The sequence below is a fragment of the Mycetocola sp. genome, from assembly GCF_046716805.1.
Classification (GTDB): Bacteria; Actinomycetota; Actinomycetes; order Actinomycetales; family Microbacteriaceae; genus Mycetocola_A.
Genome location: NZ_JBKJWH010000094.1, coordinates 14,857 through 33,101 on the forward strand (window position 1 = coordinate 14,857; position 18,245 = coordinate 33,101).

The window sequence follows — 18,245 nt, forward strand, 5'->3', positions numbered from 1 at the left end:
GCCGCCTGCTGGAGCAATCCGGCAGGCGGCTCGCTAGGCTGAAGCGGTGTCATACTCCCTCGCCGACGTCTCTTCAGCCGTCGAAGAACTCTGGCCGATCCGAGGAGCAGAAGGCTGGGACGCCTCCGGGCTGATCGCCGGGCATCCCGATGACCAGATCTCCCGCATCCTCCTCGCTGTGGATGCTGTCGACGCTGTCGTGGAGGAAGCCCTCACGACAGGTACCGACCTGCTGCTCGTCCACCACCCGCTTCTGCTCCGCGGCGTCACGAGCATCGCGGCCGACCGGTACAAGGGTTCCGTTCTGACCTCGCTGATCCGCGGCCGCTGCGCGCTGCTCGCCGCCCACACCAACGCTGACATCGTGGACGAGGGAACGTCGGGCATCTTTGCCGAACGTCTCGGACTGCGTGCGGTCGAACCTCTCGTTCCCAGCGCCGACGGGTCGACCGGGATCGGACGGGTCGGGGTGCTCGACGAACCGACGTCGCTCGGTCACCTCGCCCACCGCATCGCCCACCTGCTCCCCGCGACCGCCACCGGCATCCGCGTTGCGGGGGACTACGACCGGACCGTCCAGCGGGTCGCCCTGTGCGGAGGCGCCGGCGATTCGTTGCTCGGCGAGAGCGGGGTCCGGACCGCTGACGTGTACATCACGAGTGACCTGCGGCATCACCCGGCGTCGGAGTCGATCGAGCAGTCCCGGGTCGGTGGCGGACCGGCGCTGATCGACGTTTCCCACTGGGCAAGCGAATGGCTCTGGCTCGACCGGGCCGCCGAGCAGCTCGCCGCGCTCCTGCCCGATCTGGAGATCACGGTGAGCGACCTACGCACCGACCCGTGGGATTTCGTCGTGACCCAGTAATCTGGGCAGGACACCCGCAGCACCACTCAGAGAGAACACACGTGAAATCCAGCCTCGCCGAGCAGAAAAAACTGCTCGAACTGCAGACCATCGATTCGGGTCTGGCCCGTGTCGCCCACCGTGAGCGGAGCCTGCCGGAGTCGGCGGAGTACAGCCAGGTGTCGGCTGAGCGCACGGCACTGAGCGGTCGCCTGGCGTCGGAGCTCGGGGTTCTGGAGGATGCCAGGACCGAGCTCGGGCGCCTCGAATCGGATGCCGCTGTCGTCGACGCGCGGATCGCCCGCGACACCGATCGTGTGAACCACACCTCGTCGGTGAAGGATGTGACGGCGCTCGAGAGCGAACTGGAGTCGTTGCGTCGACGCAAGAACAACCTCGAGGACATGGAACTCGTTGTCATGGAACGGGTGGAACAGGCCGAAGCACAGCTCGCATCCACACAGGCCGTCGACGAAGAACTCCAGGAGAGACTCACCGACATCACCGCACGCCGGAAGGCAGCGCTCGACTCCCTGTCCCAGGAGCGGGCGACGTTCACCGCCAAGCGCGGCATGCTCGAGGACTCGGTCGCAACGGATCTCCTCGCGCTGTACGAGAAGGTCCGCACTCGAGGCGGCACCGGTGCTGCCCTCTTCCGGGCAGGCACGTGCGGCGCCTGCACGATCAACCTGACCGGCAATGAGTTGCAGAAGGTTCGTGCTGCGGAGATCGACGACGTGCTGCAGTGCCCGGAATGCTCCGCCATCATGGTGCGCACGGAGGAATCCGGACTCTGGGGACAGCCCAGCACCGATTGACGGATGCTCCGCGCACGCCCGGTGACCAATTCATCCGTTCCGGTCACGGTCACCCGGTACGCCGGGTGAATCCGTCCGGAGCGAGTGATCAGGCACGAAACCCCGGCGGGATGCTGCCCGGTAAGCTTGGGTTGTGAATGGGTCGGCAAGACGACCGCGTCGCCAGCAATGGCGCCGAGGAACGTCCGGGCTCCGAAGAGCAGGGCGGTGGGTAACACCCACCCGGGGTAACCCGCGAGACAGTGCAACAGAAAGCAGACCGCCGGGCGCGCAAGCGCCAGGTAAGGGTGAAACGGTGGTGTAAGAGACCACCAGCGGCCGGGGTGACCCGGCCGGCTCGGTAAACCTCGCCCGGAGCAAGGTCAGACAGAGGACTATGGGGCTGCTCGTCCCGTCCTCGGGTAGGCCGCTGGAAGGCTGCGGTAACGCAGTCTCGAGAGAGATGGTCGTCCAGGGCGCGAAAGCGCCTGAACAGAACCCGGCGTATCAGCCGGCCCATTCACCCCTCTCAGCTGAGCGGCGGGATCGTATGAACCGCGAGCGCGGCAGCACCGAGGATGCCGGCGTTGTTCCGGTGCACGGCCGGCACGATCGGCGTCGACAGCTTCAGCAGCGGCAGGAACTCGGCGTGTTGCTTGGACACCCCGCCACCCACGATGAACAGGTCGGGTGACAGGTACCTCTCGAGCGCGGTGTAGAACTTCTGCAGGCGTTCCGCCCACTCCGACCAGCTGAGGCCCTCGCGTTCCCGTGCGGCGTTTGATGCGCGGGTTTCGATGTCGTAGCCGTCGATCTCGAGGTGGCCGAACTCTGCGTTGGGGACCAGCACGCCGCGGTGCAGGATCGCGGTGCCGATTCCGGTGCCAAGCGTCGTCATGAGAGCGACCCCGTCGACCCCGCGCGCCGCGCCGAACGACGCTTCGGCGTAGCCGGCGGCATCCGCGTCATTGGCGAAGGTGATGTCGCGACCAAGCGCCTGCTCGAAGAGATCTTCAGCGTGAAGCCCGATCCATTTCTTCGAGATGTTCGCAGCAGACAGAGTGACGCCGTGCTTGACGACAGCCGGGAAGCAGACTCCGACCGGGGCATCCGGTTCGAGATCCTGCAACTGGTTCATCAGTTCGACGGTCGTCGCGAGGATCCCGTCGGGTTTCCCGCCCTTGGGCGTCGGAATCTTGATCCGGTCGCTGAGCAGCGAGCCGGTGGCCAGGTCGACGATCGCGCCCTTTATCCCGGTTCCACCGATGTCGATACCGACCGCTGTGCCGCTCACGCTGCCGCTCCCGCGGACGGGAGGGTGAGGATGTCAGCGCCACGTTCGGTGACAACGAGGGTGTGCTCGAATTGTGCGGTGATGCTCTTGTCCTTCGTCGTCACTGTCCAGTTGTCTTCCCACATGTCCCACTCGTGCGTACCGAGCGTGAGCATCGGCTCGATGGTGAAGACCATGCCGACTTCCATCACGGTGTCGTACTGCGGTGCGGAGTCGTAGTGGGGGATGATCAGCCCCGAGTGGAACGCTTCGCCGACCCCGTGTCCGGTGAAGTCACGGATGACGCCATAGCCGAACCGTTTTGCGTACGACTCGATCGCCCGGCCGATGACGTTCACTTGCCGGCCCGGAGCGACGGCCTTGATACCGCGGCGGAGGGACTCCTCGGTGCGTTCCACCAGCAGCCGGACGTCTTCGGACGGCTCGCCGGCGACGAACGTGCGGTTGCTGTCGCCGTGGACGCCGTCGACGAACGCGGTGATGTCGATGTTGACGATGTCGCCGTCCTCGAGCACGGTATCGTCCGGGATTCCATGACAGACAACCTCGTTGATTGAGCTGCACAGCGACTTGGCGAAGCCACGGTAGCCGAGGGTCGAGGGATACGCGCCGTTCTCGACGAGGAATCGATGACCGATCTCGTCCAGTTCATCGGTTGTGACTCCCGGTCGCACGTTCTCGCCGACGAGCGCGATGGCATCCGCGGCGATGCGACCGGCACGGCGGATACGTTCGATCGCCTCGGGCGGGTACACGTCGGAACCGGCGAACGGGCGCGGCGCCGTCTTGCCGACGTACTCGGGTCGGGGGATGCCTGGAGGCACGTTTCGCAGGGCAGTTCGAGCGCCGGGAATCAGATGTCCGTTGCGGTCCTTAGGCATAGGATCAAGCTTAGCCATCCAGCGAAGGGACAACTCATGACTGAGGATCCGTCGAAGCAGTACTGGTACAACCTCAAGACCGGCGCGGTCGAGCGTGGTTACGAATCGCCGGCGGTGGACCGGGCCGGGCCATTCGCCACAGCGGAGGAAGCGGCGCACGCGCCCGAGCGGCTCCGTGAGCGAGCAGCCGCCTGGGCCGCGGAGGAAGCCGCCGAAGACCGGTAGATCACTGCAGGAGCTCAGCTGTAGCTGTGCTCCTCGCCCGGGTACACGCCGTCGGCGACGTCGTTCCTGAACGTCGTGACGGCATCCGTCAGCGCACCACGCAGGTTCGCGTACTGCTTCACGAACGACGGGATGCGGCCTGTCGTCAGCCCGGCGAAGTCGGTCCAGACGAGCAGCTGCCCGGACACGTGGGGCCCTGCGCCGACGCCGATCGTCGGAATGTCGAGTTCGGCGGTCACCCGGGCAGCCGCCTCGGCCGGAACCATCTCGAGGACGACGGCGAATGCGCCGGCGTCCTGCACGGCGCGGGCGTCGCGAAGCAGCTGCTCCAGCGCGGCGCCCCTGCCCTGGATGATGTGCCCGCCGAGGCCGTGCTCGCTCTGCGGGGTGAACCCGATGTGCCCCATCACGGGGATGCCGGCTGTCACGATGCGCCTGATCTGCTCGTGGCTGCGTTCTCCGCCCTCCAGCTTCACCGCCTGGCTCCCGGTCTCCTTCATGAATCGGAAAGCCGTCTTGAGGGCGTCCTCCGGGCCGTTCTCGTACGACCCGAACGGCAGGTCCGCGATGACGAAAGCCCGCTTGGCGGCACCAGCCACAGCGCGGGTGAGCGGAATGAGCTCGTCGACGGTGACCGGCAGGGTGGTGTCGAAGCCGAGGACCGTGTTTCCGGCCGAGTCACCGACGAGCAGGAAGTCGATTCCGGCTTCGTCGAAGATCGTCGCCGTGAGCATGTCGTAGCTGGTCAGGCCGGTGATCTTGATGCCCTGTTCCTTCGCACGCTGGAAGTGGCGTGTGCGGACTCGGGCGGGGCCGGCGGATGCTGCGGGCTTCGATGGCTCAGACATGGCGCCAGTCTAGCGATGCACCCGGCTGGTCCGAGCGGCACGGTTAGCCACGCTGGGGGCGTGAACCGGATAGCCTAAGAAGGCACCGCCGACGGACATTTCGAGGGGATCAAATGGATAAGCAACGCGACTTCGTTCTTCGCACGATCGAGGAACGGGGAGTCAAGTTCGTCCGATTGTGGTTCACCGATGTCGTCGGGACTCTCAAGTCGGTAGCCATCGCCCCGGCGGAGGTGGAAGGCGCCTTCGCGGAGGGACTCGGTTTCGACGGATCGGCGATCGAGGGACTCAGCAGATCCTACGAATCCGACCTGCTCGCCGTGCCAGACCCGACGACGTTCCAGTTGCTGCCCTGGCGTGGTGAGATCGACCCAACCGCACGGATGTTCTGCGACATCACCACGCCGGACGGGCTGCCTGCGCTCTCCGACCCGCGGAACGTGCTCAAGCGCACCCTCGAGAAGGCTGCCGATCGCGGGTTCACGTTCTATACGCACCCCGAGATCGAGTTCTACCTGCTCAAGTCCGCGCAGATCGGGCCTGAGGGCCCCATCCCGGTCGATTCCGCCGGGTACTTCGACAACGTCCCTGGCGGCACCGCCCACGACTTCCGTCGTCGCTCCGTGCGGATGCTGGAGGATCTCGGCATCTCGGTCGAGTTCAGCCACCACGAAGCGGGCCCAGGCCAGAACGAGATCGACTTGCGCTACGCAGACGCTCTGACCACGGCAGACAACATCATGACTTTCCGCACTGTCATCAAAGAGGTGGCCATCGAGCAGGGTGTCTACGCCACGTTCATGCCGAAGCCGCTCTCCGACAAACCGGGTTCAGGCATGCACACGCACGTTTCGCTGTTCGAGGGCGACACCAACGCGTTCTACGAGGCAGGTGCCCAGTACCAGCTGTCGAAGATCGGCAGGCAGTTCATCGCCGGCCTGCTGCACCACGCCCCCGAGATCACCGCGGTGACCAACCAGTTCGTGAACTCGTACAAGCGGCTGTGGGGCACCGTCGGCAACAACGGCCTCGCTGAGGCGCCCAGTTTCGTCACCTGGGGCCACAACAACCGTTCAGCACTCGTGCGGGTGCCGTTGTACAAGCCCAACAAGGGCGGGAGCGCCCGCGTCGAGTACCGCGCCATCGACTCAGCGGCGAACCCGTATCTTGCGTACTCGCTGATTCTCGCTGCCGGACTCAAGGGGATCGAGGAAGGCTACGAACTTCCGCCGGAGGCGGAGGACAACGTGTGGAGCCTCAGCGACGCCGAACGCCGTGCGCTCGGCTACGCCGCACTTCCCGCCAGCCTCGACTACGCCATCCAGCTCATGGAGGAATCCGAGCTCGTCGCTGAGACGCTCGGCGAGCAGGTCTTCAACTATGTGCTGTTGAACAAGCGCCAGGAGTGGCAGGAGTACCGCGCACAGGTCACCCCGTTCGAGCTTTCGAAGAACATCGAGATCCTGTAGATCGAACTCGGATGCGACGGGACCAGGCCACTCTCACCGAACTTGCCCGGCTCGGTTTCGCCGCGCTGAGCGGGGTCCGTGCCCAACTCGACGAACTCATCGAGGCGGTCCCTCTCGACCTGGACGAGGTGCTTCCGGCGTTCGCGAAAGCCGCCGATCCCGATGAGGCACTCCACGGCCTTCTCGGCCTGGCGCGTTCCCATCCGGACGCGGTGGCCGCAGCGCTGGCCGAAGCGGAACACCGGATTCCGCTCATCCGGGTTCTCGGAGCTTCCGTCGGGCTTGCCGACTTCTTCTCACGGCACCCGGCCGAACTGTCGGCGTTTAACGCCTGGGACGGCAGCCTCCCCACGCGAAACGAACTCGTGGAGAGCCTGCTGGAATCCGTCGGTGCAACCGACGGATTCGCCGCGTACGGCGAGGACGAGGGCTACACCCGGCTGCGCGTTCGGTACCGTCGGTGGCTGGCGCGCATCGCCGCCCATGACCTCGCAGCGGAGGACCCGCGAGACGTCTTCGACGGCGTGGCTTCGGCCCTGTCGGATGCCGCGGCAGCGGCTGTCGAGGCGTCGATCGCGGTGGCGAGAACCCAGCTGGCCACCGCAACCTCAGGACCCGGGCGGTTCGAGGCCGATGAGGTAGGCCGCACCCGGTTCTCGGTCATCGGCATGGGCAAGGCCGGTGCAGGGGAACTCAACTACGTCAGTGACGTGGACGTCATCTTCGTCGCCGAGGGCGACGAGGACCACGGACTGAGCAACGCTCGCGCCGTCGACATCGCCACGCGGATCGCTGTTCTCAGCATGCGGGGTATCAGCCAGCCCGACATCGAACCCGAGCTGTGGGAGGTGGATCCCAATCTTCGACCCGAGGGCAAACAGGGAGCCCTCGTCCGCACCCTGGAATCGCACCTGGCCTATTACGACCGGTGGGCGAAAAGCTGGGAGTTCCAGGCCCTGCTGAAGGCCCGCGCGTTCGCCGGCGACCTGGACCTCGGGCAACGCTATGTCGACGCAATTTCACCGCTTGTCTGGTCCAGCGCCGGCCGGGAGAACTTCGTCCAGTCCGTGCAGCGGATGCGGGAGCGCGTCACCGAGAACATCCCGACCGACGAGGTGCATTACCAGCTCAAGCTCGGACCGGGCGGGCTCCGCGACGTCGAATTCACCGTGCAGTTGCTGCAGCTCGTGCATGGCGCGGCTGAACCCGGTGTGCGTGAACGCGGCACGATCGCCGCTCTCACAGCGCTGTCCGAGCACGGCTTCATCGGCCGGGAAGAGGCGGGGGAGTTCGCAGCCGACTACCGCCTGCTTCGTGTCCTCGAGCACCGGCTGCAGCTGCACCGCCTCCGCCGCACCCACCTCATGCCACGGGATCCGGACGCCCTCCGGGTTCTGGCGCGGTCGTCGACGTTCGCGTCGACCGGAGAAGCCCTTGTCGCTCTCTGGGAGCGCACCAAGCACGAGGTCCGCGGCCTCCACGAACGTCTCTTCTACCGGCCGTTGCTCTCCGCGGTGGCCTCGCTGCCAGAGGAGGAGGTCCTGCTGAGCCCGGAGCAAGCGGGCGCCCGCCTCGCCGCCATCGGATTCCGCGACCCACAGGGTGCACTGACCCACATCGCTGCGCTGACCGCCGGCGTTTCGCGCCGTGCAATCATCCAGAGGAACCTTCTGCCGGTGATGCTGCGCTGGCTCGCCGACGGCGCGGACCCCGACTACGGTCTGCTCGCCTTCCGCCGGCTCAGCGAATCGCTCGGCACCACCCACTGGTTCCTTCGCATGCTCCGCGACTCATCCGGCGTCGCAGAGAAGCTCACCCACGTGCTGAGCGGATCGCGTTTCATCGGCGAGCTCCTCGACCAGATCCCTGAAGCCGCGGCCTGGCTCGAGCAGGCCCCGGAATTGCGGCCCCGGTCGCTGGCAACACTCGAGGACGAGATCACCGCGATCCTCGGTCGTCACGATTCCGATGCCCCGGCCGCGAAGGCGATCCGACGGCTCCGGCGACGGGAGATCCTCAGGCTCGCCCTCGGTTCCGTGACCGGCACCCTTCCGATCAGCGAACTAGCCCGTGGACTCACGGATGTCACGACGGCAACGATCGCCGGGCTCCTCCGGATCATTCGCCGCGCCGATGGGCTCGGCGAAGAGTCCCTCGAGTTTGCCGTCATCGGTATGGGCAGGTACGGGGGATCCGAACTGGGATTCGGCTCGGACGCCGACATCATGTACGTCTACCGGGCGACCGCCCTGCCGAACGAGCAGACCCACCTGGCCGCCAACCGCATCATCTCGGAACTGAACCGGCTGAGCGAGGACCACCGGTTGCCCCTCGACCTCGATGTCGGCCTTCGGCCTGAGGGGAAGAACGGCCCCGTGTCCCGTTCCCTGGAGTCGTATCGGGCGTACTACTCCCGATGGTCCCTCACCTGGGAGGCGCAAGCACTTCTGCGGGCTCGCGGCGTCGCCGGGGACGAGGCTCTCCAGCGAGACTTCCAGACGCTTGCCGATGGCATCCGTTACCCGGCCGACATCGCCGAGAGCGCCGTGCGTGAGGTCAAACGGATCAAGGCGCGCGTGGAGAACGAGCGGCTGCCGCAGGGCGCGGATCCAACACGCCACGTCAAGCTCGGCCGAGGGTCGCTCAGCGACGTGGAGTGGTTCGTCCAGCTCCTTCAACTGCAACACGGAGCGACGATTCCAGGGCTGCGGACCACGAGCACGCTTGAGGCTCTGGCCGTCGCCGTGGAGAACGGGCTCGTGCCGGATGAGACCGCCGACCGGCTCCGGGCCGCATGGATCTTCGCCTCACGACTGCGGTCCGCGATGACCCTGTGGCTCAACAAGACCACCGATGTTCTGCCGAGCGACCGCATGCAGCTCGACGGCATCGCGCGGGTGCTCGAGTATCCGCCGGGCTCGGCCGCCCAGCTGGAGGAGGACTACCTTCAGGTCACCCGGCGAGCACGCAGCGTATTCGAGAAGCAGTTCTACGGCGGCCCGGCCCGGCCGGAGCCGACGACACGGTGACGTCGGGCTGCGCGGGCGGCCTTTCAGAACCGGGTCGGCGAGCTTGGCGAGCCCCTATGCCGGATCCCTGCCCGCCCCGTGCAGAACACGGAGCGGGCGGGTTTCTGACAGTTCCACTCAGGACGGACTACACCCCGTAGTAGAGCTCGAACTCGAACGGGTGCGGACGCTGGGCGAGCGGCTTGATCTCGTGCTCGCGCTTGTAATCGATCCAGGTCTCGATGAGTTCACGGGTGAACACGTTGCCCTGCAGCAGGAACTCGTGGTCAGCTTCGAGCGCCTGGAGAGCGCCCTCGAGCGACGACGGCACCTGGGGGATGCTCTTAGCTTCCTCCGGGGGCAGCTCGTAGAGGTCCTTGTCGACCGGCTCGTGAGGCTCGATACGGTTCTTGATTCCGTCGAGGCCAGCCATGAGCTGTGCGGCGAAGCCGAGGTACGGGTTGCCGGAGGCGTCCGGCGCGCGGAACTCGATACGCTTCGCCTTCGGGTTCGATCCCGTGATCGGGATGCGGATCGACGCCGACCGGTTACCAGCCGAGTAGACCAGGTTCACGGGAGCTTCGAAGCCGGGGACGAGGCGGCGGTAGCTGTTGATCGTCGGGTTCGTGAAGGCAAGCACCGCCGGGGCGTGCTTGAGCAGGCCGCCGATGTACCAGCGGGCGAGGTCGGAGAGTCCTCCGTAGCCGGCCTCATCGTAGAACAACGGCGTTCCGCCGTTCCACAGCGACTGGTGCACGTGCATGCCCGAACCGTTGTCACCGAAGAGCGGCTTCGGCATGAACGTCGCAGTCTTGCCCCACTGGTGAGCGGTGTTCTTGACGATGTACTTGAACTTGAGGATGTCGTCAGCTGAGTGCGTCATCGTGTCGAAGCGGTAGTTGATCTCGCCCTGGCCTGCGGTACCCACCTCGTGGTGGCTGCGCTCGAGGATGAGACCGGCATCGGCGAGCTTGATGCAGATGTCGTCGCGGAGGTCTGCGTGCTGGTCGACCGGGCTGACCGGGAAGTAGCCGCCCTTGTACGGGGTCTTGTTGGCGAGGTTGCCGCCCGTTCCGTTGATTCTCTCGTCCTTGCCTGAGTTCCAGGCACCTTCGCTGGAGTCGACCGAGTAGGAGCTGGAGTGCTGGTTGATTTCGTAGCGCACGTCGTCGAAGATGTAGAACTCGGCCTCGGGGGCGAAGAACGCTGTGTCGGCGATGCCTGTTGAGGCGAGGTACTTCTCAGCCTTTTTCGCAACCTGGCGCGGGTCCTTGGCGTAGATCTCGCCGTTCCGCGGGTTGTAGATATCGAAGATCATGACGAGGGTGCGTTCCTTGCGGAACACGTCGATGTACGCCGTGGTCACGTCGGGGATCAACTGCATGTCTGACTCGTGAATGCTCGCGAATCCCCGGATGGACGAGCCGTCGAACAGCTGGCCGACGGTGAAGAATTCTTCGTCGACGGTCGATGCCGGGATGTTGAAGTGCTGCTGCACACCGGGGAGATCGGTGAAACGGACGTCGACGAATTTGACGTCGGTGTCCTTGATGAACTTAAGCACCTCGGATGAATCGCTGAACATATGGAGAACTCCAATAAAGTTTGATACCGAGAAGGATGCAGTGTGCAACCTCTGTTGAGGGTAATGACACCGAGTTACCCCACGGTCACACCCATGTTTCTGGCATGTTACACCGGCGCCCGGCGCGTAGGATCGGTGTGTGTCGAGTGTTCGAAAGCCCACCGCCGATTTCGGCGATACCGCCCCCAGCCATTACCCAGGGGAACGACTCGGTCTCCCTGAGCACGGTCCGCGGAGTGTCGGCAGGGTGGGTCGGCGACTAGCCGCCCTCGCGATCGACTGGGCGTCCGCCATGCTCATCGTCGCCGTTTTCTTCCCGAACTCGGTCGGGATCGGCAACGGCTGGGCCAACAGCGCCGCCTTCGCCATCCTTCAGGTGATCTTCGTCGCCACAACGGGCGGCAGCGTCGGACACCGTCTGGTCGGGCTGCGTGTCGTTCCGCTGACCGGCGGCTACATCGGCCTGTGGCGCCCGGTCGTCCGCACCCTCCTGCTGGTCGTCATCCTGCCCGCGCTCATCTGGGACTCGGACCAGCGCGGGTTCCACGACAAGCTCGCCGGGACCGTGCTGATCCGGGTGTGACGCATCCGGCGGAATTCCCAGCCGCCCCGCGATGCTCCTGCCGAAAAGCGACAACCCGCCCGGGCCATGGCCCGGGCGGGTTGTGTGTGAGATGGGTCAGCGCGCCCGCTGGGGGCGAACCTTGAACGGGTCGACACCCTTCGGGATCGGCAACGAGCCGGCACTGAGCGACGCCAGTCGGTTGACGACCGCGAGTGCCTCGGGCTTGGTCAGAGTCTTCTTCACCGAGCGGAACGACTTGGTGAGCTTGTAGAGCGGCACCGAGTCTTCGTCGGGACCGACGAAGAACACGGTCACCGGCACGTTCGGCACAACACGGTTGATCTTGCGCTTCTCATCGTCGACGAGCCGACCAGCGCGCGACCGGGGGCCTTCTCCGACGAGTACGACGCCGCCGCGTCCGACAGCTCGGTAGACGGCGTCCTGGGTCTTCGCGTTCGCGTTGATCGGCATTTCGCTGCCCTGCCAGCCGCGGGGGAGTGAGCTGCGGAACACAGCGCCGACGGCGCCCGGCTGCCCGGCGATCTGACCGTAAGCGGCACGCTCGGCTCGGCGGCCGAGGATGATCATCGCAAGGAGGACTCCGGCGAGGAGACCGGCGATGATCCACAGCACAAGGGCGAGGATGCTCCCGGGCGAGAAGATGAGGGCTGCCGCGACGGCAACCGCGATGCTGCCGACGAAGCCGAGAAGCATCCACCATACGACGCTCTTGTCGTAGCGGCGGGTCATCTGGAAGACCTGCCCCATTTGCTTCAAACGGCCGGGTTCCTTCGCCGCCTTGACGGGTTTTTCTTTGCGTGCCATGAGAACAAGGATACCGGCATTGCGGATGCCCGGCGGTCCGCTTTCTGGCCCCTGGGACGGGCACGCTCCCTCACATCCGGCTCCGTCCGGCAGCCTCTCCCCGGCTGGCGTCGCGCCGGGGCCGAGGACGGGGGCGCCGTGCGAGCATCCCGTCATGCCCGATGTTCCTTTCACCGCACCGGTGCCCGACGAGAGCGGTCTGCAACCGGGCGTCGTCGTGGCGGGGTATCGCCTTCTCCGCCAGGTCGCCGATGCCGTTGGATTTCGCAGCTGGCTGGCGCGTGCACCCGGCGACGAGGAGACAGTGTGCCTGACCGTCCAGCGGACGACGGAGGCACTGAACCGGCGCATCGACGCGCACAGCCGTATTTCGTCACCGCACGTCCTGGCATTGATCGACCTGGCGACCGACGCGGGCGGACACATCATCCTGGCCTATGAACGAACGGACTGGACCCTCGCCACTCTGCTCTCGTCGCGTGTGCGCCTTGCGCCGGGGGAGGCGGTCACCGTTCTGGCGCCGCTGGTGACCGGCCTTGCCGCGATCCACCGTGCGGGACTGTGCCACGGTGGCGTGACCCCTGCCGCAGTGTTGTTCTGCCCGGACGGTCGGCCGGTTCTCGGTGGCCTCGACGCGCTGCGGGACGCGTGGGAGGAGAACCCGTACGACGACCGCATGCCACCGGGTGTACTTGCTGACTATCGAGCGTTTGGGAACCTGATCGCCGCTGTGGCGGACGTCGTCGATGAGACGGCCCGGCCGGGGTTCTTCGGGATCTCCGACTGGATCGAAACTCAGCTTCGTGACAGCTCCGCTTCCGGCTCCTTTCTCGGTCAAATGGAGTGCCGGATCTTCGCCCTGGCGCCTGCGCTGCCCGTCGTCCTCGCCCCCGACCGGCAGACGGCCGGTGTGAGCGGCAGAGGCCCAACCGGTGCGCTGAGAGCTGCCGCGCGCTCCGCCACGGCGCCCGGTGGCGCGACCGCCGTACTCCCCGCCCTGGCCCGGGCAGCGTCCGCCGTGGGACGAAGCGGCCTCGGCGCCTGGATTCAGCGCGTGTCCCGCGGACGGGCACTCGCGCTCTGCCTGGGGATTGTGCTGCTCGTGGTCACTCTCCTCCTCGGACTTGCCGCCATCCCTGACCGGATGCCCGTGCCGGCTGGCTCGTTTCCCGACGGGATACCGTCTTCTCAACCCGTTCGGCCGGTGCCAGCAGCCGAGCCGCCGGCAAGCGCCGGCCAGGCGGAGAGCGCCCCGCGCATCGAGGGCGAGGATAAGGACATGGGCGAGGCCGTCACGGCGGAGGATCCCGTAGCGGCAACGCTGGCGCTCTTCCGATTGCGGTCCCGCTGCGCGGACGAAGGGTCAACGGAGTGTGTGTCCCGCTATGCGGAGCCTCGGTCTGCTCTCGCGGAGGCGGACAAGCATGCGTTCGGCAAGACCCGGCCGTCCGTGCGGCTGCTCGACGGCGCGGACCACGAGGTGCAACTCGTGCAGGCCTACGGCGACGTTGTGCTCGTGCGCGCGTCGCCCGCAAACGACAGACGCCAGCCGGTGTTCATCCTCGCAGTGAGGACGGACACCGGCTGGCGTCTGCGCGATCTGTTCGAACCGGATTAGATTCCGAGGTCGGCCTCGAAGTTTCCGTCCTCAAGCCGGTTCTTCACTGCGACGAGGAACCGGGAGGCGTCAGCCCCGTCGACGATCCTGTGGTCGTAGGAGAGCGCGAGGTAGACCATCGAACGGATAGCGATGGCTTCCTGACCGGCAGCCTTCACGACGACCGGACGCTTGGTGACGATTCCCGTTCCGAGGATCGCAACCTGGGGCAGGAACACGACAGGGGTGTCGAACAGCGCGCCACGTGAACCGGTGTTGGTCAGCGTGAACGTTCCGCCCGAGAGCTCGTCCGGCTTGAGCTTGTTGTCGCGGGTGCGCTCGGCCAGGTCAGCGATCTGAGCGGCCAGTTCAGCGAGGTTCAGTTCGCTCGCATCCCGGACGACCGGGGTCAGCAGCCCACGCTCGGTGTCGACCGCGATGCTCATGTTCTCGTGCTCGGGGTAGACGATCGTGTCGCCATCGATGGTTGCGTTGACAACCGGGAAGGCTTTGAGGGCCTCAGCCGCTGCCAGAGCGAAGAACGGAAGGAACGAAAGCTTGTTCCCCGTCTTCGACTGGAAGTCGTTCTTCACCCGGTCGCGGAGCGTTGCGATGTTGGTGACGTCGACCTCGACGACGCTCGTCAGCTGGGCCGACGACTGCATCGAGATGACGGCGCGTTCTGCAACGACCTTGCGCAGTCGCGACATCGGCTGGGTGGTTCCGCGCAACGGCGAGACCTCAAGCGGTGCGGCCTTTGCCGGGGCGTTCGAAGCGGATGCCGTCGAGCCGGCCTGAAGGACGTCTTCCTTGCGGATGCGTCCACCGACACCGGTGCCGGTGATGCTGGAGAGGTCGACACCCTGCTGGTTGGCGAGGCGCCGAACGAGAGGGGTGACGTAGCCGCTTCCGCCCAGCGATTCACCGGTCGGAGCCGGAGCGGCGGCCGGTGCGGCGGGAGCCGGAGCCGGAGCGGCGGGAGCCGGAGCAGGAGCGGCGGGTGCGGACGGCGCCGGGGCGGGCGCAGGCGCGGATGCAGCAGGAGCAGGCTCCGGCGTTGCCGGTGCAGGCGGGGCCGGTGCGTCAGCAGGAGCTGACTCGGCGGCTGACGCGGCTTCCTCGGAGACCTCGGTGGAGGGCTCGACGACCGGAGCTTCCTCTTCCTGTGCCTGGGCAGCTTCCTCAGCCGGTGCGGGCTCCTCGGCAGGAGCTTCCTCGGCGGGGGCGTCACCGCCGGAGGAAGAGCCGTCACCGATCTTCACGAGCGCCGTGCCGACCTCGACCGTTTCGTCCTCTTGCACGAGGATCTCTTCGATCACGCCGGCGATGGGGGAAGGGATCTCGGTGTCGACCTTGTCGGTCGATACCTCGAGCAACGGCTCGTCGACCTCGACCCGATCTCCAACGTTCTTCAGCCAGCGGGTGACCGTGCCCTCGGTGACACTCTCACCGAGCGCCGGAAGGCTTACGGATTCTGCCATGACCTTGTCTCCTTTGAAACCAGTTCTTAGTTATGTAGCTTAGATTGATCGCACCCGGGTGGGCGCGACCTACAGTGCGTGAAGCGGCTTGCCGGCCAAGTGGAGGAACGCCTCGCCGAGTGCTTCGCTTTGCGTGGGGTGGGCGTGGATCAGGGGAGCGAGGTCCTCCGGGTACGCTTCCCAGTTCACGGCAAGCTGGCCCTCAGTGATCAATTCGCCGACACGGGCACCGATCATGTGCACGCCGATGACGGGTCCATCGTTGACACGGATGACCTTCACGTTTCCAGTGGTGCCGATGATCTCGCTCTTACCGTTTCCGGCGAGGTTGAACTCGTACGAGGTGATCCTGTCTGCGCCGTATTCTTCAGCCGCCTTGGCCTCGGTCAGACCGACGGACGCGACCTCGGGGTCGCAGTAGGTCACCTTGGGAATGTTGACGTCCGGAATGAGAACCGGCTTGAGACCGGCGATCTCCTCGACGGCGAAGATGCCCTGCTGGAAACCGCGGTGGGCGAGCTGCAGGCCGGGGACGATGTCGCCGACGGCGTACAGACCGGGGATGTTCGTCTCGAGGCGGTCGTTGGTGATCACGAATCCGCGATCCATGGTGACGCCGACCTCTTCGTAGCCAAGGTTCGCCGTCGAAGGTCCGCGGCCAACGGCGACGAGAAGCAGTTCAGCTTCGATCGTTTTGCCGTCCTCAAGCGTGATGACGACGCCGTTTTCGTCCTGGGTGACGCCCTGGAAACGCACGCCGAGCGAGTAGTTGATCCCGCGCTTGCGGAACGCACGCTCGAGGCCCTTGCTCATCGCTTCGTCCTCATTCGGGACGAGGTGGGGGAGAGCCTCGATGATGGTGACGTCGGAGCCGAAGGACTTCCAGACGCTGGCGAATTCGACGCCGATCACACCGCCGCCGAGGACGGCGACCTTCTGCGGGACGAAGTCGAGCTGGAGCGCCTGCTCGCTTGTGATGACACGGCCGCCGATGTCGAGGCCGGGAAGTGAGCGGCTGTAGGAGCCCGTGGCGAGGATCACGTTCTTGCCGGTGACCGTCTGGTCACCGACCTGCACGGTCGTCGGGGAGGTCAGTCGGCCTTCACCCTCGATGACGGTGATCCCGCGAGCTTTGATCAGGCCAGCGAGACCCTTGTACTTCTTGGCGACGATGCCCTCACGGTAGGAGGTCACCCCAGCGATGTCGATGCTTTCGAATGTTGCGTTCACTCCGTATTTCGAAGAGTCCCGTGCGACATCGGCGACTTCGGCCGAGTGCAGGAGCGCCTTCGTTGGGATGCAACCACGGTGGAGGCAGGTGCCACCGAGCTTGTCCTTCTCTACCAGTCCGACGGTGAAACCGAGTTCGGATGCGCGCAATGCTGCTGCGTATCCGCCACTTCCACCACCGAGAACGACGATGTCAAAATTCTGCTCCGACACTGAGCTTCTCCCTTGTGCATCTGGGTTCGTGCTTGAGTCGCCGACACGGGGTCGAGTTGGCGACGATTGGGGGCTGACTAGCCCATACGACCTTACTACGGGCGACCAAACTCTTCGGCCACCCTGAGGAGGGTGCGAACCCCCACACCGCTGGGCCCGCCAGCGGTGAAACCAAAGGGCGAGTCAGGGTTGTTGGCCGGGCCGGCGATGTCCAGGTGCGCCCACGGGATGGCCGGGGCGTCGTCCGCGTCGCTTTGGGCCCCGATGAACTCCTTGAGGAAAACGCCGGCGACGAGCATCCCCCCTGCGGTGTTCCCGACCTTCGCGTTGGCGAGGTCCGCGACATCCGAACGGAGCAGCGCGCGGGTCTCCGCCGGGAACGGCATCGGCCACATCGGTTCGCCGACGGATCGTGCCGACGCGAGGACGTCGGCCGTGAAGCCTTCGTCTCCCATCACGCCGGTGAAGCGTTTGCCGAGAGCCACAACTGCAGCTCCGGTGAGGGTGGCGATGTCGATGATGGCATCCGGGTGTTCCTCGCTTGCGGCGACGATGCCGTCTGCCAGGACGAGCCGGCCTTCGGCGTCGGTGTTGGTGACTTCGACGGTGCGGCCACCCTTCATGCGAAGCACGTCGTTCGGGCGGATCGCTGTTCCGGACGGCATGTTCTCGGCGATGCACAGCCAGGCGGTCAGCCGGACAGGCAGTTCGAGCCGTGCGGCCGCGACGATCACACCGAGAACGGATGCCGCTCCGGTCATGTCGTATTTCATCCCCACCATCGATGCGGCGGGCTTCAAAGACAGCCCACCGGTGTCGAAGGTGATGCCCTTGCCGACGAGAGCGAGGTGTTTCGTGGCACCAGGAGGCGAGTAGGCGAGCTTGACGAGCCGGGGCCCACGGCTGGAGCCCTGCCCGACGCCGAGGATGCCTCCGAATCCGTCGGCGGCGAGTGCGTCCTCGTCCCAGGTGGTCACGTCGATCGGGAGCTCCGACACGGCGTCGGCCGCTGCCTGGGCGAGTGTGGCAGGGTACAGGTCGCCCGGGGGAGTGTTGACGAGGTCCTTCACCTGCGCGACCGCGTCGGCGACGACGCCGGCCCGCTCGACAGCGGCGTCGAACGAGCCCGCCTCGCCGACAGCCCCCTCAACGTGGACCGTGACGGCCGTGACACCGGGTTTCGCCGAGTCCAGTGACGTGTTTCGGTAGGCGGTGAAGGTGTATCCACCGAGGGCGGCCCCCTCGAGAATCGCCTCGACGTCGCCGGCGGAAGCGGTGGGGAAGGCGAACGCGACGGTGCCCGCGCCGGCAAGTTGGCGCACGGCTGACCCGGCCGCGTTCCGCAGGCTGTCGGTTCCGGCATCCGATCCGAGCCCGATGATC

15 protein-coding genes and 1 other RNA gene are annotated in these 18,245 nt (G+C 66.1%); 8 read left to right on the forward strand and 8 right to left on the reverse strand.

The window, feature by feature from the left end; translation table 11 throughout:
- Positions 1 to 46 precede the first annotated feature (46 nt).
- The 3 genes from ACLQ62_RS07760 to rnpB all read left to right on the forward strand — a co-directional run bounded on the left by ACLQ62_RS07760 (position 47) and on the right by rnpB (position 2,164).
- Entirely contained in the window at positions 47 to 865 is an 819-nt protein-coding gene (locus tag ACLQ62_RS07760) for a Nif3-like dinuclear metal center hexameric protein (protein ID WP_411721070.1), read from the forward strand.
- Positions 866 to 906: 41 nt separating this feature from the next.
- Positions 907 to 1,662 (forward strand): zinc ribbon domain-containing protein, encoded by a 756-nt coding sequence (locus tag ACLQ62_RS07765; RefSeq protein WP_411721071.1) that lies wholly within the window; start codon positions 907 to 909, stop codon positions 1,660 to 1,662.
- Between the two features lie 138 nt (positions 1,663 to 1,800).
- An RNA gene (gene rnpB, locus ACLQ62_RS07770) (RNase P RNA component class A) lies at positions 1,801 to 2,164 on the forward strand.
- Positions 2,165 to 2,170: 6 nt separating this feature from the next.
- Here the strand turns inward: rnpB and ppgK are convergent.
- A complete protein-coding gene (gene ppgK, locus ACLQ62_RS07775) occupies positions 2,171 to 2,935 on the reverse strand; it encodes a polyphosphate--glucose phosphotransferase (protein WP_411721072.1) in 765 nt (254 codons plus the stop codon).
- Positions 2,932 to 3,816 (reverse strand): type I methionyl aminopeptidase, encoded by an 885-nt coding sequence (map, locus tag ACLQ62_RS07780; RefSeq protein ID WP_411721073.1) that lies wholly within the window; start codon positions 3,814 to 3,816, stop codon positions 2,932 to 2,934. The genes ppgK and map overlap by 4 nt, the downstream gene beginning before the upstream one ends.
- A gap of 36 nt (positions 3,817 to 3,852) precedes the next feature.
- Between map and ACLQ62_RS07785 the strand changes: the two genes are divergently transcribed.
- The gene (locus ACLQ62_RS07785; RefSeq protein ID WP_411721074.1) at positions 3,853 to 4,041 is read left to right on the forward strand and encodes an SPOR domain-containing protein; all 189 of its coding nucleotides are present in this window, start codon (positions 3,853 to 3,855) and stop codon (positions 4,039 to 4,041) included.
- Between the two features lie 14 nt (positions 4,042 to 4,055).
- Here ACLQ62_RS07785 and panB read toward each other — a convergent pair whose 3' ends face one another.
- On the reverse strand, positions 4,056 to 4,889 hold the full coding sequence (gene panB, locus ACLQ62_RS07790; RefSeq protein WP_411721075.1) for a 3-methyl-2-oxobutanoate hydroxymethyltransferase: 834 nt from the start codon (positions 4,887 to 4,889) through the stop codon (positions 4,056 to 4,058).
- Positions 4,890 to 5,002: 113 nt separating this feature from the next.
- Between panB and ACLQ62_RS07795 the strand changes: the two genes are divergently transcribed.
- Both ACLQ62_RS07795 and ACLQ62_RS07800 read left to right on the forward strand, forming a co-directional pair.
- Positions 5,003 to 6,358 carry a glutamine synthetase family protein gene (locus ACLQ62_RS07795; RefSeq protein ID WP_411721076.1) on the forward strand — a complete coding sequence of 452 codons (1,356 nt, stop codon included), beginning with the start codon at positions 5,003 to 5,005 and terminating at the stop codon, positions 6,356 to 6,358.
- 11 nt (positions 6,359 to 6,369) lie between these two features.
- Positions 6,370 to 9,387: a bifunctional [glutamine synthetase] adenylyltransferase/[glutamine synthetase]-adenylyl-L-tyrosine phosphorylase gene (locus tag ACLQ62_RS07800; protein WP_411721077.1), complete on the forward strand. Its 3,018-nt coding sequence runs from the start codon at positions 6,370 to 6,372 to the stop codon at positions 9,385 to 9,387.
- A 127-nt stretch (positions 9,388 to 9,514) separates the two neighbouring features.
- On the opposite strand, the gene glnA is transcribed toward ACLQ62_RS07800, so the two are convergent.
- The gene (gene glnA / locus ACLQ62_RS07805) at positions 9,515 to 10,951 is read right to left on the reverse strand and encodes a type I glutamate--ammonia ligase (protein ID WP_411721078.1); all 1,437 of its coding nucleotides are present in this window, start codon (positions 10,949 to 10,951) and stop codon (positions 9,515 to 9,517) included.
- 139 nt (positions 10,952 to 11,090) lie between these two features.
- Here glnA and ACLQ62_RS07810 point away from each other — a divergent pair, with 139 nt between their 5' ends.
- Positions 11,091 to 11,534, forward strand: a complete 444-nt coding sequence (locus ACLQ62_RS07810) for an RDD family protein (protein ID WP_411721079.1) — start codon at positions 11,091 to 11,093, stop codon at positions 11,532 to 11,534.
- A gap of 96 nt (positions 11,535 to 11,630) precedes the next feature.
- Here the strand turns inward: ACLQ62_RS07810 and ACLQ62_RS07815 are convergent, their stop codons facing one another.
- Positions 11,631 to 12,341, reverse strand: a complete 711-nt coding sequence (locus tag ACLQ62_RS07815; protein ID WP_411721080.1) for a DUF4191 domain-containing protein — start codon at positions 12,339 to 12,341, stop codon at positions 11,631 to 11,633.
- Positions 12,342 to 12,495: 154 nt separating this feature from the next.
- Between ACLQ62_RS07815 and ACLQ62_RS07820 the strand changes: the two genes are divergently transcribed.
- Positions 12,496 to 13,959, forward strand: coding sequence for a hypothetical protein (locus ACLQ62_RS07820; RefSeq protein ID WP_411721081.1), 1,464 nt, complete (start codon positions 12,496 to 12,498; stop codon positions 13,957 to 13,959).
- Here the strand turns inward: ACLQ62_RS07820 and sucB are convergent.
- The 3 genes from sucB to ACLQ62_RS07835 all read right to left on the reverse strand — a co-directional run.
- Positions 13,956 to 15,419 (reverse strand): 2-oxoglutarate dehydrogenase, E2 component, dihydrolipoamide succinyltransferase, encoded by a 1,464-nt coding sequence (sucB, locus tag ACLQ62_RS07825; protein WP_411721082.1) that lies wholly within the window; start codon positions 15,417 to 15,419, stop codon positions 13,956 to 13,958. The genes ACLQ62_RS07820 and sucB overlap by 4 nt on opposite strands.
- A gap of 69 nt (positions 15,420 to 15,488) precedes the next feature.
- Positions 15,489 to 16,862, reverse strand: a complete 1,374-nt coding sequence (lpdA, locus tag ACLQ62_RS07830) for a dihydrolipoyl dehydrogenase (RefSeq protein WP_411721083.1) — start codon at positions 16,860 to 16,862, stop codon at positions 15,489 to 15,491.
- A gap of 95 nt (positions 16,863 to 16,957) precedes the next feature.
- Positions 16,958 to 18,245 (reverse strand): leucyl aminopeptidase (locus tag ACLQ62_RS07835; protein ID WP_411721084.1); only part of this gene is annotated, 1,288 nt, incomplete at its 5' end.